The following is a 12,659-nucleotide window of genomic DNA, read 5'->3' on the forward strand; positions in this document are numbered from 1 at the left end:
AAAAATCTTGACTTTTGCCTAGAAAGCTGATACCCAAGGTAGGGTCAAAATATATAAGTTTTGAGTTCAAAACCAAAAACAAGTTTTTAGGGGTTATCTATATATGTTTAAAACACTTCTGCCTGGGATTTTAACCGCAACGACGCTGCTCGTTGCTCCGGCACTCCTGCCCAAATTAGTAGAAGCAGGGCCAAAATTTTTGGGAACGGGAAAGACCATCCAACCCGGACAAGCTATCAGCTTACAGGTAACAAACAATACTTCCGAATCAATTCAAGTCGAACTGCCATCTTACACCGGCCCCATTACCATGCGACCCCGACAAAGACTAAAATTAAATTTCAGGCTTAGACCGCAGGATAAAGGTGTATCTTTTTTATACTGGAGTCCGCAAGCGAATCTGCCGCTGCAAGCAAGGGTTGCTAAACCAAATGCCAAAACTTTACATGTAGAATTGCGACCCGGTAGTTACTATAATGATGATCGCGCGATATTTGATTCGGAATTTAACGATACGCTATACATCTTCTAGTGCCTAATTTTCAATTACCTAACCAGCGCTGGGAAATTGCCCCAGCGCAAATAGAACCAGCGCAAAAGTTGGCGGAGGTTACCCAGCTTTCACCGCTTTTGGCGCAAGTACTGTTAAATCGGGGCATTGAAACGCCCGAACAAGCTCAGCTGTTTTTATCGCCCGAATTGGCGGCTTTACCAGAACCAATTGCGGAATTACCCGATTTGGCGATTAGCCTGGAGTTGTTGGAAAATGCGATCGCTCGCCATCAAAAAATCGCCATCTGCGGCGACTACGACGCCGATGGCATGACGAGTACGGCTTTGTTGTTGCGAAGTCTCCGCTGGTTAGGGGCAAATGTCGATTACGCCATTCCCAGTCGCATGAAGGAAGGTTACGGCATCAATCGCCGCATTGTAGAAGACTTCCACTCCGAAGGCGTAGCGCTGATTTTAACCGTCGATAACGGCATCTCCGCTTACGACCCAATTGAACGAGCTAGACAGTTGGGTGTCAAGGTTATTGTTACAGATCATCACGACCTGCCTCAGCAACTCCCCCCCGCCGATGCAATTCTCAACCCAAAATTAATTCCAGAATCTTCCCCCTATCGCGGACTTGCCGGTGTCGGCGTTGCCTATATCTTGGCAGTATCTTTGGCGCAACAAATGGGTAAAGCCAAGGGATTAGTCAAGCCTTTATTAGAATTATTTACATTAGGAACGATCGCAGATCTCGCTCCTTTAACCGGCGTGAACCGCCGTTGGGTAAAACGCGGTTTGCAGCTACTCCCCCAATCTCAGCTAGCAGGCGTACAAGCATTAATTCAAGTTTCTGGAGTCCAGGAAGCAGGTGGCCAGGTGGGCAGGTGGACCCTGGAGAATTACCAATTAGCCATTAGCAATTACCAATTAGCAATTAGCAATCCAAAATCTCTAAAACCAGAAGATATTGGCTTTAGATTGGGACCTCGCATTAATGCAGTGGGACGAATTGCCGACCCTCAAATTGTCATCGATTTACTCACAACCGATGATATGGGATTAGCCCTAGAAAGGGCAATGCAGTGCGAACAGATTAACCGACATCGACAACTATTGTGCGAGGAAATTGAACAAGAAGCGATCGCGCACATCGAACAAAGTCAGCTAAACTTGCAGCAAGAGCGCGTCTTGCTTCTCGTCCAACCCAACTGGCATCACGGCGTCATCGGCATCGTCGCCTCTCGCCTCGTGGAACGCTACGGCGTGCCGGTATTCATTGGCACATACGAAGATGAGGGGGAGGAAGAGGAGACTCTGACGCGGGGACGCTCTGACGCGGAGAATCTTTCACAACAACTTTCTCCGCGTCAGAGCTTCTCCCACTCCCCGCGTCCTCTTCCAGGCGATCGCATTCGCGGTTCGGCGCGGGGAATTCCGGAATTTCACGTATTTGAAGCGTTAGAATTTTGCGCCGACCTCTTAGGTAAGTTTGGCGGACACAAAGCCGCCGGGGGATTTTCTTTACCGGGCGAGAATTTGGAGAAGTTGCGCTCGCGCCTTCGCACCTTTGCCCATCAATGCCTGCAACCAGAACACCTCAAACCTGTTGTAAAAATTGATGCACAAGCGAGTTTAGATCAAATTAACCTTGACCTTTATCGACAAATAGACGCCCTCCACCCTTGCGGGATTGAAAATAGCGATCCGGTATTTTGGACGCCCAACGTGCGAGCAATTGACCAACAAATTGTGGGTAAAGGACACATCAAACTCACCCTAATTCAAGATATTACAGCAGAGGATCTGCGGTGCAGAGGAGCTCTTGAGCAGGTGGGCAGGTGGGGAGAGGAGAATTACCCTCGTTCCCAGGCTGAGCCAGGGAACGCCGTGGCTGAGCCAGGGAACGCCGTGGCTGAGCCAGGGAACGCCGTGGCTGAGCCAGGGAACGCCGTGGCTGAGCCAGGGAACGCCCTGGCTGAGCCTGGGAACGCAATTACCCAAATAAAAGCGATCGCATGGCGTTGGCGCGATTATTTTCCCCTACCGTCGCGCCTGGATATTGCCTATAAGTTGCGAGAAAATAACTGGAATGGCAGCAAAAGTATTGAACTGGAATTAGTAGGCGTGCGACTTGCCTCGCCTCAAGCAAACGGCACTGTCAAAGCATTTCCCCCATTGATTTTTCCGACTATTCCCGCAAAGGCAGAGTTTTACTATAACGAACGCCGCTACACTTGCGGGTTATTTGCCAACGGTTTCGAGCGGGAATTAAGAATCCGAAATTCTCAAGGAAAAGTCCTCGCCATTGCACCCGGACAAACAACAGGTTTACTGGGTATGAACCGCGAAGAATCTGAGGAAATTGATATTTCTCAACCTGGTTATTATAAATTAATTCAGGCCGCGCTTCAGGCTTTGGAAATTGCTGAAAAAAATCATTAGTCATTAGTCAGTATGGGCGAAGCACGCACCAAAAAACCAATGACCAATGACACTCGACCAATTACGGTCTATTAAAGGTCGCCGCCGCGACTTGCCAGTACCAAGATTACCGCAGGGCCAGCCAGCACGATCAATGCCAGCATGGTCAGCTGGGCGATAACTTCAAAGTTGATGCTGCCGAAAAAATTGGTGATAAAATCCATAATTTCCTCCCGAACTAACCCAAGGTCCCGAATGGCTAAGCTAAAAAATCCGCATTCTATCTTACCTGGCGAGCGCGCCTCTTTTTTAAGTATCTTTACAAAACTATAAAAAAAGCTAAACAAAAATCAAAGGGGGTTGAAGAGGACGCGGGGAGTGGAAGACAAGGGAGAGGGGAGAAAGTTGTTGTGAAAGACTCTCTGTATCGACCTGGCTTGGGTAATGACGTTCCCAGGCTGAGCCAGGGAACGAGGGTAGGCTGAATGACGTTCCCAGGCTGAGCCAGGGAACGAGGGTAGGCTGAGCCAGGGAACGAGGGTAGGCTGAGCCAGGGAACGAGGGTAATGGTGTTCCCAGGCAGAACAGTGGAAGGGTAATGGGCAAGAATCGAGTACCGCTTCGCGTTATAATAGTCAGTCTGATTGGGCTGAAACTCAACCGTAGCAAGAGTTCCCCAAATCTAAAATCTGAAATCTCAAATCTCAAATCCAATGGCGACTTGGCAGTGTGTTAAACAATGTGGAGCCTGCTGTCATCTTGACCCCCAGGAGCGTCCCGACTTAGAAGAGTATCTATCCCCAGAGGAATTAAAACTGTATTTGAGCATGGTGGGTGAAGGGGGATGGTGTATCCATTTTGACCATTCAAACCGCAGTTGCCGTATTTACCCGGATCGCCCGCGCTTTTGCCGTGTCGAGCTAGAAACTTTCCGCAATATGTATGGCATTGAACCGGAAGAGGTAAGCGACTTTGCAATTGACTGTTGCCATCAGCACATAGAGTCAACTTACGGGCGTCGCAGCATAGAGATGCTTCGCTTCAACAGCGAAGTTTATGGCGCATCGGGTAGGTGAGCAGGTGGGCCCAGGGGCAGTTGAATGCATATTCTCCTTTGCTCCCCATCTCAAGAGCTGCCCTACTCCTCTGCTACCTTGCTCAAGAGATCGCCCGCGCACCTGCTCACTCGCTCACTCGCTCACCCGCTAAATTGCTGCCCTCGTCCATCCCAATGACCCATTACCCATTACCCATTACCAACTGCCACTTTTTGTCAAAATTTCTTAACAAACAGCGGTGAAAGTACTGCAAGCGCTCAATAATCCAAACTGGCAGCCGCGTCAAGGGAAATATGCCCTGCTACTTTCTATTTGCCAGACGAAGCGGTAAAGTTTATGGCTGTATGGAAACAAGCTTGTATGAGGAAAAGGTGTAGGGGTGACTCGACAACCAAGAGTTAAACTAAATAATCCTTACCAAAGGATTGAAGAGCTTGAAACAAAACTCGACCGCGCGATTAAATATATCCGACGGCTGCGGCGGCACAATCATGAAATGCAAAGACAGCTTGCCTACTTTGAAGACAGGTACAGGCAACAGTCTAGACCCGTAGAAAGGGAAGTTGTTGTCATGCCTCAACCACAACCACGGCGGCGCAGAAGAAAACCTCCGGTAAAAGGTGCTGAAGTTCCTAAGATTGATACTGCTAAGGGTTTCTCCCTCAGACGAAAGCGGATTAGGTGGGTACAACTGCGATTGGCTGCTGTGGCGATCGGATTAACTGCATTGAGTCTTTTTACCATATCCTGGGTAGTGCGATCGCTGTTTCGTCCTCCAGCAACAACACAGCCTAGTGCCCAAGCAGCAGCCGTGACGACGACAACAGCACCCCAGTACCCACCCGCTTCGCCATTAGTGCCGCCGGAATATCCTTCAGCACAACGGGGATCTTTACCAACGCTCTCAACAGATCTAGATCCGCAAAATTTACAAGCCACATACAACGTTACTACCCCGCCCAATTTAAAGCGAAGCAAGGATTTACAAGCAATAGTTGATGAGCTTGTAAATATGGCGGTGGATCAAGGACGACCAACCGAGCAATTATCGATCACCTTAATTAACGTTAAATCTGGTGAAGTTGCCGGATATCAACAACAGGTATTGCGGTTTCCTGCCAGCGTCCTGAAAATGTTTTGGATGGTTTATGTGTATGGAGGTTTAGCACAAGGAATTTTGCCCGATGAAGCTGGGTTTAATGTAGACCTCTTTCGCATGATTCAACAGTCTTCTAACGAGTCAGCCAGCCGCATTATCAATGCGGTTACCGGGACAAAATCCGGAGAAAAGCTATCGGATGAAGAATATCAAAATTGGAAGCGGCGCCGGATGTTTCTGACGGAATTTTTCCGCAAAGCCGGGTACGAGGGTATTATTTTAAGTCAAAAAACCCTCGACACTGCGGATCGACCTAAAGGCAGAGATGGGCAAATGTGGGACGATCCGCAAGAGCCAATTCGCAATAAAATTTCCAGCGAACAAGCTGCCCGATTGATGTATGAAATTGTCATGGGAAAAGCTATTTCTCCGGAATATAGCCAAAAAATGCTCACCTGGTTGGCAAGGGATTTAAGTCCGGAAGGGAAAGAAGATACGATCAGATTTGGGGGATTTAACCCAATTAAGGGCTTTTTTGGGGAACCTTTACCAGAAAATATTGATTTTGCTTCAAAAGCTGGCTGGACTTCTTCTGGGCGGCACGAGGTCGCGTTTGTGAAAACAAGAGATGGTAAAACCGCTTATATTCTGTCTGTTTTAGCCAGCGATGAAAGCTACTCGAATGATTGGAATTTATTCCCGGACATGTCGCGCTTTGTGTTCAAGCGCTTGGGCGGATCTTAGTTCAAGGTGAGGGCGCGAGTCAGCGGGTGCGCGAGTCAGCAGGTGAGCAAGGGAGATGAGGAGAATGTACATTCAAATTCCCCTCTGCCTCCCCGCCGTCGTGCCCACCTGCCCACCTGCCCGCTTGCCCTATGACTAATTAGAGATAAAATGAGAAAAATATGAAAAAACTGGTGGGTAGTAAAATTGACTGTAAAACTCTCCTCGTTGCCAAAAAGCGTGGCTAATTCTGGGGATCAACCCCTGACGGAAACAGCACCCCAAGATTTAAAAGCTGCTAACAGACAGCAGGAACAACCAACCACAAAACTGGAACTGGGTGCGTTAGCAGTCTTTGGCTCTACTTTTTTGACCATCTTTTTATCGGAAATGGGGGATAAAACCCAAGTTGCAACCCTGCTGATGAGTGCCGAGTCTCATTCGCCTTGGATGGTTTTTGCTGGCGCAGGTTCTGCGCTGGTAGCGACAAGCTTGTTGGGATGTCTGCTAGGTCGCTTGCTGGCAAAGTGGATCTCTCCCCAAGTCCTGAACAAAGCTGCTGGGGCGAGTATGCTGTTGATTGCTGCACAGCTGCTGTGGGAAATCGTTCCTCGCTAATGGCTAATTGCTAATTGCTAATTGCAGGTGAAGGTTAAACCTAAAATTAGCCATTAGCCATTAGCCATTAGCCATTAGCCATTACCCATTACCCATTACCCATTACCAAATCTAAAATTGACATGCTGGACTGGCATTTATTGGGATTGAGTTTTATTACCGTGTTTTTGTCCGAGTTGGGGGACAAAAGCCAACTAGCTGCGATTGCTCTTAGCGGCAGTTCTAAATCTCCCCGCGCCGTGTTTTTTGGCACCGCTGTGGCGCTGCTGCTGACTAGCTTGCTAGGCGTTATCGTCGGGGAAGGGGCTGCACATTTACTCCCCGTGGGTTGGGTGAAAGCGATCGCTGCCATCGGTTTTGCCTTCATGGCTTGGCGGCTGCTATTTTCCCAACCCGAAGAATAAAGTAATTGCAGATTTTAGATTTGAGATTGCAGATTTTGGCGTTTTAAATCTGCAATCTGCAATTTTCAATCTGAAATTCTACCGTAGCACCAGCGGATAACTGCACCGCCAGCGACTAGCTTGAGAATTTCCAATACCCAATAGCCTGAGTGCAAAACATTCATCGTGCCGGGAACCTCAACTGCGGGTTCAAACAGGTTGAGATTTAGCCCCAGCGCGCTCATCTGCGGCGTCAAGGCATAGGTATAAACTAAAGCCACCAACATCAGAATGATGGATAAAATTATGGCTTGGGAGTGACTTTTCTCAGTTGTACTTTGCGTGTGTGCCAGCGCTAACGTGCCTGTTAATACCAGGGCAGCGCAGAGTAACTCGATGCGGTTAAAAATCCAGAAAATCAGATAACCCGCCGTGGCAAATCCAGACTCAGCCATCATACCTGAAGCATAAAGACCGGGCATAATTACCAAGTCCAGCACCAGGCTGCTGCTGAGCCAAAAAGCTAAAGTAAAAATAATAATTGTTTGCCACGCAGGCCGTTTTAATTGGACGCTAGAAGCAGCAGACATATAATCTCACCTGCGTTGTATCTTACTTTCAGCTTAGCTAATTTTCTCAATTAGAGATATGAATTATTTTTGCGAACTTGACGGCGATTAATTATAAGAATTATTAAAAACAGGTTCGGGGACTTGACATTAACATGATAAGTAGGGCTGCATTTTGCATTTGAGCCATGGGCGTTGCAACATTGTTAGGAGCAACCTTAGCAGTATCGGCAGCAATTTGGGGAGTTGTCGGTCAACCCGCGTTGGCAGTGACGCTGTCGGATGGTACGGTTAACTTTGTGGGAGTGCCGCGTCTAGAGGGGGCGTCAACTACGTTCAACCAGACATATGCATGGGGTGCGACATATTATTTTACAATTTCGGTACCAGAAGATGCGGGAGAACCGCTGCAACGGATAGCGATCGCACAGCATGAGGGAAGCGACGAGATCGAATTTGACCTGGAAGAAAGTCGCGCCTATGAAGGGACGCGCCGCAATCCTGGGAGTGAGATCGCGCTACTAGCAGCAACGCCAAACAAAGATAACCAGACGCTAGATTTAACATTCTCACCGCCAGTACATCCAGGCAAGAAGGTAACCATTGCGTTGAGACCCGTGCAAAATCCCAGGTATGGGGGCGTTTATTTATTTGGCGTCACCGCGTTTCCCCCAGGCGAGAAAGCAAGGGGTCAGTTTCTCGGTTTTGGACGCCTGCATTTTTACGAGAGAGGAGATTTGGGTCTATAGTTCCATTTGGGATAGTCAAACATAGACAAAACGTTTAACATCCTACTATGGCTTTGAGCAACGACTGTGAAGAACCCAACTATGAGGGAACACAGTCGTTATACGCAAGGGATGTACTACTAGACACCCTCTATCCCTCATCAATAATTTTGACTTGGGATTACTTTTTAGAATAGATTAAGATCCTTTCTTAATCTTTACTGAGGTGGCTTTTTAAGCTTCTCAGGTTATAGAATACCATAAATGGCTATTTATGGTGATAAGTTGAGTAAAGTTTTACAATACTGATAATCTGTTTTGTAAGGTTTGGCGACTGGGGGCGATTGTCCTACACCAGCAGGACTTACGCAAATCGCCTTTGTTTCTATGAAAAATCGTTGGTTTGGCAACCAGAGATCTAAGCAGAAACTTTGGTGATAGGAAGGAACCGGGTTTCTATGAAAAATCGTTGGTTTGGCAACCAGAGATCTAAGCAGAAACTTTGGTGATAGGAAGAAACCGGGTTTCTATGAAAAATCGTTGGTTTGGGAACCAGAGATATGCCTCCCTTCCGCACTCGCGGAAGCAGCTGGAAACTTTGGTGATAGGAAGAAACCGGGTTTCTATGAAAAATCGTTGGTTTGGGAACCAGAGATCTAAGCAGAAACCCGGTTTCTAGGATCGTCGTGGGTAAGTCCTGACCAGTTTGGCGACAGTAGATTGGGTAAAATACCTACTCAATCCAAAATCCTCCGATCCAAAATCTCAAATCTCAAATCTCAAATCTCAAATCCTATGATCGCCCCCTCAAAACGCGCCTACGCCCTCGATGCATTGCGTGGTTTCGCCATTTTAGCGATGGTTTTATCCGGGACTATCGCCTACAAAATCTTACCCGCGTGGATGTATCACGCCCAAGTACCGCCACCCGACCATGTTTTTAATCCTAAACTGCCCGGATTAACTTGGGTCGATCTCGTTTTTCCCATCTTTTTATTTTCAATGGGGGCAGCAATACCCCTGGCGCTGTCCCTTCGCCTCGCCAAAGGATTGCCAAAGATCGGGATTATTTTATCTATTCTTAAACGCGGATTCCTCTTAGGCGCATTTGCCATTATTCTGCAACATCTTCGACCCCAAGTCATCAATCCCAACCCATCGACGCAAAAATGGCAGATTGCCTTATTGGGGTTTTTCCTATTATTTTTTATGTTTGTTCGTTTACCAGCATCCTGGAAACTTTGGATACGCAACGCAATTACTTTAAGTGCCTGGATTGCGGCAATTTTTCTGCTGTCTATAATTCAATATCCAGACAAAAGTGGCTTTTCAGTTTCTCGCAGCGATATTATCCTGATTGTTCTGGCAAATATGGCTGTTTTTGGGTCAATAATCTGGTTATTTACCAGGCAAAATATCTTCTTACGAGTTGGATTGCTAGGTTTATTATTCGCCCTCCAGCTATCTTCTACCGCCGATGGTTGGGTAGCACAACTTTGGTCATATTCGCCCGCCCCCTGGATTTTCAAATTCGCTTATTTAAAGTATCTATTTATAGTCATTCCGGGAACAGTCGCTGGCGATTTGATTCTGGAATCGATGCAGACAACAGAATACGACCAAAAAGAATCTTGGAAAACCTGGCGTTTCGATACTATTGTTTGGTTGATGTTGGCGCTGAATTTGACTTTGCTAGTCGGATTGCAATCCAGATTAGTATTGCCAACAACCTTAGCAACCGCAATTCTTTGCTCGATTGGTTGGTTTTTATTCAAACATCCGACTTCTGCCACCGAAAGATTGCTCAATAGACTTTACAGTTGGGGCATTTTATGGTTGGCAATTGGCTTATTTTTTGAACCTTACGAAGGCGGCATTAAAAAAGACCCCTCTACCATGAGTTACTACTTTGTCACGACGGGAATGTCTATTGTTATTTTAATCGGTTTTACCATTATTTTTGAGATTTTTACGAAAAAATCGTGGTTAAATTTATTAATCGATAACGGGCAAAATCCGATGATTGCGTATGTGGGATTTGCTAACTTACTTTGGCCTATTTTGGCCTTAACAGGATGGGAAGAAAGTATTATAAGACATACTCAAACTCCGGTTATGGGATTTATGAAAGGAGTTGGGTATACTTTGGTTATTGCTTTAGTTGTAAGTGTATTTACCAGGTTAAAATTATTTTGGAGAACTTAAGCAATCTAGAAACCCGGTTTTTTAGAAAAACCGGGTTTCTGAAAGAACAAAAGCTATGCAGACAGTGCGCGTTGTATATTTAGTACCATCTGATGCTAATCCAAGCGAGGATTTTAAGAATGGGATCGCCAACGCTATTACCCATCTCCAGCAGTGGTATTTGGCGCAGATGGAAAATCAGAAAACATTTAGGTTAACAGATAGCATTGTAGAAGTAGTGCGAACAAACCACAAAGCCAGATGGTACGCTACAAATCCCGCAGGCGAATATCATCTTTGGTTTTGGAATAATGTTTTAGCAGATGGTTTTGCCTTGACGGGTGCAAGTTTTAACGACCCTAATTTTATCTGGATTTTTTATATCGACGCCGAAAACGATCGAGGACAATACGGCGGTGCGGGAACTTGCGGTGTAGCGGTATTACCTCAGCACGATATACACGGTTTAATCGGATTGAGTAAAGAACCCGTTTCGCGATGGATAGGAGGATTGGGACACGAATTAGGACATGCATTTGGTTTACCACATCCGCCTGGGTGCGAGGAAGATCAAAGCCTGCCGGAAAGTCAGTGCATCATGTATTTGGGAATGTACAATTATCCAGATACATTCTTGTTAGCTGAAGATAAAGAAGCGCTGAATCAAAGTCGGTTTTTTGTGGGGTAAGCCGCATCTAAGTAGATTGATTTGGGAGAGCGATATGCCGACCGCACGCTACGCGATCGCTTTCTGCTAAATTAATCTACGATACGCTTATAATCGAATTATGGAAGCACAACCGAGGGAGATTCAGCGTTATATTACTCCAGAAGGCAGAATTCCTTTCGCAGAATGGCTTGCTTCCTTGCGAGATAGGGAAGCCAGAGCTAGGATCAACTCTAGGCTGGGCCGAGTTCGTCTCGGAAATTTGGGAGATTGTCGGTCAGTTGGAGAAGGAGTTTGTGAGCTAAGAATCAACTATGGCCCTGGCTACCGAGTCTATTTTGGACAAATAGGAACAACGATAGTACTTTTACTCTGTGGTGGAGATAAAAGCAATCAAGTGGAAGATATTCTTAAAGCTAAGGAGTATTGGGCGGACTATGAAAGACGTGAAAATGCCAACCAGTGATAGCTGGCTAAATGCACTAATTGAATCCCTCAAAGATCCAGAAGAAGCTGCTGCTTATATCGAGGCTGTATTAGAAGAAAAAGATCCTGAATCTGAATTGCTCCGGTTGACGCTTAAAGATGTAATTGATGCTCGCGTGGGGATAAATGCTCTCTCAGACGAAGCTAAAATGCGTTATGAAAAAATTGACAAAATATTGTCAGCAACTGGTGGGGCTGAAATTTACGCTTTGGTTGAGTTGTTGGATGCACTGGGGTTTCGGATTGCGATCGCTCCCAAGTAGATTGGGTCTTGCGGAATTATTATGCTAATGTTCAACCTGAACATTATTGTAGGGGCACGGCATAATTAAAATATTGATAGAACCGACATATTGATGATGCCGTGCCCCTACAGCATATTTAACCTGAAAGAGCCAGTAGATTGATTTGGTAGAGCGATCCCTTTCAAGTAAACTAAGCTATGATGGGTTTATAATCAAACAGTGGAAGCCCAACCAAGAGAGATTCAGAACTACCAGACAGCAGACGGAAGAAGCCCTTTTGAAGAATGGCTTGGTTCTCTTAGGGATCTCAAAACCACAGTCAAAATTGAGAAGAGGCTTCAACGAGTCAAGTTAGGCAATTTGGGAGACTATCGCTCGGTTGGAGAAGGAGTTTGTGAACTTAAAATTGATTATGGCCCTGGGTACCGGGTCTATTTTGGAAAAATCGGGTCAACAATAGTACTTCTTCTTTGTGGTGGAGATAAAAGTACCCAAGAACAAGATATCCTAAAAGCCAAAGAATATTGGAAAGATTATGAAAGACGTGAAAACACCAACAAGTAGAAGCTACGACGATTATCTGATTTCTTCTCTCAAAGATGTCGAACACGCTGCTGCTTATATTGAGGTGATGTTGGAATTGGACGAAGGAGAAGAAGAACCCTCACCAGTTGAACTGCTAAGATCTGCGCTTAAAGACGTGATGGATGCTGGCTTGTTGTCCGATAATCTCTCAGAAGAAGCCAAAGTATTTTATGAAAAACTCGACAAGATTCTGTTAGAAACTAAAGGCGCTGAAATTTACGGTTTGGTTGAGTTGCTGGATGCGCTGGGGTATCGGATTGCGATCGCACCCAAGTAGATTGGGTCTTGCGGAATTATTATGCTAATGTTCAACCTGAACATTATTGTAGGGGCACGGCATAATTAAAATATTGATAGAACCGACATATTGATGATGCCGTGCCCCTACAGCATAT

15 protein-coding genes are annotated in these 12,659 nt (G+C 46.1%); 13 read left to right on the top strand and 2 right to left on the bottom strand.

Annotation, left to right across the window (positions count from 1 at the left end):
• Positions 1 to 103 precede the first annotated feature (103 nt).
• On the top strand, positions 104 to 532 hold the full coding sequence (locus MiSe_RS28585; RefSeq protein WP_226586871.1) for a hypothetical protein: 429 nt from the start codon (positions 104 to 106) through the stop codon (positions 530 to 532).
• Entirely contained in the window at positions 532 to 2,940 is a 2,409-nt protein-coding gene (locus MiSe_RS28590) for a single-stranded-DNA-specific exonuclease RecJ (protein WP_226586872.1), read from the top strand. Before MiSe_RS28585 ends, MiSe_RS28590 begins: the two co-directional genes overlap by 1 nt.
• 71 nt (positions 2,941 to 3,011) lie before the next feature.
• Here MiSe_RS28590 and psb30 read toward each other — a convergent pair whose 3' ends face one another.
• Positions 3,012 to 3,143 (bottom strand): photosystem II reaction center protein Ycf12/Psb30, encoded by a 132-nt coding sequence (gene psb30, locus MiSe_RS28595; RefSeq protein ID WP_226586892.1) that lies wholly within the window; start codon positions 3,141 to 3,143, stop codon positions 3,012 to 3,014.
• A gap of 489 nt (positions 3,144 to 3,632) precedes the next feature.
• Between psb30 and MiSe_RS28600 the strand changes: the two genes are divergently transcribed.
• From MiSe_RS28600 to MiSe_RS28615, 4 genes are all read left to right on the top strand, one after another.
• Positions 3,633 to 3,995, top strand: a complete 363-nt coding sequence (locus tag MiSe_RS28600; protein ID WP_226586873.1) for a YkgJ family cysteine cluster protein — start codon at positions 3,633 to 3,635, stop codon at positions 3,993 to 3,995.
• Between the two features lie 361 nt (positions 3,996 to 4,356).
• Positions 4,357 to 5,820 carry a serine hydrolase gene (locus MiSe_RS28605; protein ID WP_226586875.1) on the top strand — a complete coding sequence of 488 codons (1,464 nt, stop codon included), beginning with the start codon at positions 4,357 to 4,359 and terminating at the stop codon, positions 5,818 to 5,820.
• Positions 5,821 to 6,006: 186 nt separating this feature from the next.
• Positions 6,007 to 6,417: a TMEM165/GDT1 family protein gene (locus MiSe_RS28610; protein WP_226586876.1), complete on the top strand. Its 411-nt coding sequence runs from the start codon at positions 6,007 to 6,009 to the stop codon at positions 6,415 to 6,417.
• A 125-nt stretch (positions 6,418 to 6,542) separates the two neighbouring features.
• Positions 6,543 to 6,821, top strand: coding sequence for a TMEM165/GDT1 family protein (locus tag MiSe_RS28615; protein ID WP_226586894.1), 279 nt, complete (start codon positions 6,543 to 6,545; stop codon positions 6,819 to 6,821).
• Positions 6,822 to 6,886: 65 nt separating this feature from the next.
• On the opposite strand, the gene MiSe_RS28620 is transcribed toward MiSe_RS28615, so the two are convergent.
• Positions 6,887 to 7,390: a DUF4149 domain-containing protein gene (locus MiSe_RS28620; RefSeq protein ID WP_226586878.1), complete on the bottom strand. Its 504-nt coding sequence runs from the start codon at positions 7,388 to 7,390 to the stop codon at positions 6,887 to 6,889.
• A gap of 167 nt (positions 7,391 to 7,557) precedes the next feature.
• Here MiSe_RS28620 and MiSe_RS28625 point away from each other — a divergent pair, with 167 nt between their 5' ends.
• The 7 genes from MiSe_RS28625 (at position 7,558) to MiSe_RS28655 (ending at position 12,541) form a co-directional block, all read left to right on the top strand.
• The gene (locus MiSe_RS28625) at positions 7,558 to 8,118 is read left to right on the top strand and encodes a DUF2808 domain-containing protein (protein ID WP_226586880.1); all 561 of its coding nucleotides are present in this window, start codon (positions 7,558 to 7,560) and stop codon (positions 8,116 to 8,118) included.
• A gap of 774 nt (positions 8,119 to 8,892) precedes the next feature.
• Complete coding sequence (locus MiSe_RS28630; RefSeq protein WP_226586881.1) at positions 8,893 to 10,302, top strand: DUF5009 domain-containing protein; 1,410 nt, start codon at positions 8,893 to 8,895, stop codon at positions 10,300 to 10,302.
• A 55-nt stretch (positions 10,303 to 10,357) separates the two neighbouring features.
• The gene (locus MiSe_RS28635) at positions 10,358 to 10,969 is read left to right on the top strand and encodes a zinc metalloprotease (protein ID WP_226586883.1); all 612 of its coding nucleotides are present in this window, start codon (positions 10,358 to 10,360) and stop codon (positions 10,967 to 10,969) included.
• 100 nt (positions 10,970 to 11,069) lie between these two features.
• A complete protein-coding gene (locus tag MiSe_RS28640; RefSeq protein ID WP_226586885.1) occupies positions 11,070 to 11,414 on the top strand; it encodes a type II toxin-antitoxin system RelE/ParE family toxin in 345 nt (114 codons plus the stop codon).
• The gene (locus MiSe_RS28645; RefSeq protein WP_444980563.1) at positions 11,386 to 11,697 is read left to right on the top strand and encodes a helix-turn-helix domain-containing transcriptional regulator; all 312 of its coding nucleotides are present in this window, start codon (positions 11,386 to 11,388) and stop codon (positions 11,695 to 11,697) included. The genes MiSe_RS28640 and MiSe_RS28645 overlap by 29 nt, the downstream gene beginning before the upstream one ends.
• 201 nt (positions 11,698 to 11,898) lie before the next feature.
• Entirely contained in the window at positions 11,899 to 12,243 is a 345-nt protein-coding gene (locus tag MiSe_RS28650) for a type II toxin-antitoxin system RelE/ParE family toxin (protein ID WP_226586889.1), read from the top strand.
• Positions 12,215 to 12,541 (top strand): helix-turn-helix domain-containing transcriptional regulator, encoded by a 327-nt coding sequence (locus tag MiSe_RS28655; RefSeq protein ID WP_226586890.1) that lies wholly within the window; start codon positions 12,215 to 12,217, stop codon positions 12,539 to 12,541. Before MiSe_RS28650 ends, MiSe_RS28655 begins: the two co-directional genes overlap by 29 nt.
• The last annotated feature ends 118 nt before the right edge of the window (positions 12,542 to 12,659 follow it).

It is taken from the genome of Microseira wollei NIES-4236 (assembly GCF_020521235.1).
GTDB lineage: Bacteria > Cyanobacteriota > Cyanobacteriia > Cyanobacteriales > Aerosakkonemataceae > Microseira > Microseira wollei.

What these genes read in the sequence shown, in the direction of transcription:
- MiSe_RS28585 (WP_226586871.1), top strand. Translation starts at nt 104, where the DNA reads ATGTTTAAAACACTTCTGCCTGGGATTTTAACCGCAACGACGCTGCTC.
- psb30 (WP_226586892.1), bottom strand. Translation starts at nt 3,143, where the DNA reads ATGGATTTTATCACCAATTTTTTCGGCAGCATCAACTTTGAAGTTATC.
- MiSe_RS28600 (WP_226586873.1), top strand. Translation starts at nt 3,633, where the DNA reads ATGGCGACTTGGCAGTGTGTTAAACAATGTGGAGCCTGCTGTCATCTT.
- MiSe_RS28620 (WP_226586878.1), bottom strand. Translation starts at nt 7,390, where the DNA reads ATGTCTGCTGCTTCTAGCGTCCAATTAAAACGGCCTGCGTGGCAAACA.
- MiSe_RS28625 (WP_226586880.1), top strand. Translation starts at nt 7,558, where the DNA reads ATGGGCGTTGCAACATTGTTAGGAGCAACCTTAGCAGTATCGGCAGCA.
- MiSe_RS28630 (WP_226586881.1), top strand. Translation starts at nt 8,893, where the DNA reads ATGATCGCCCCCTCAAAACGCGCCTACGCCCTCGATGCATTGCGTGGT.
- MiSe_RS28635 (WP_226586883.1), top strand. Translation starts at nt 10,358, where the DNA reads ATGCAGACAGTGCGCGTTGTATATTTAGTACCATCTGATGCTAATCCA.
- MiSe_RS28640 (WP_226586885.1), top strand. Translation starts at nt 11,070, where the DNA reads ATGGAAGCACAACCGAGGGAGATTCAGCGTTATATTACTCCAGAAGGC.
- MiSe_RS28645 (WP_444980563.1), top strand. Translation starts at nt 11,386, where the DNA reads ATGAAAGACGTGAAAATGCCAACCAGTGATAGCTGGCTAAATGCACTA.
- MiSe_RS28655 (WP_226586890.1), top strand. Translation starts at nt 12,215, where the DNA reads ATGAAAGACGTGAAAACACCAACAAGTAGAAGCTACGACGATTATCTG.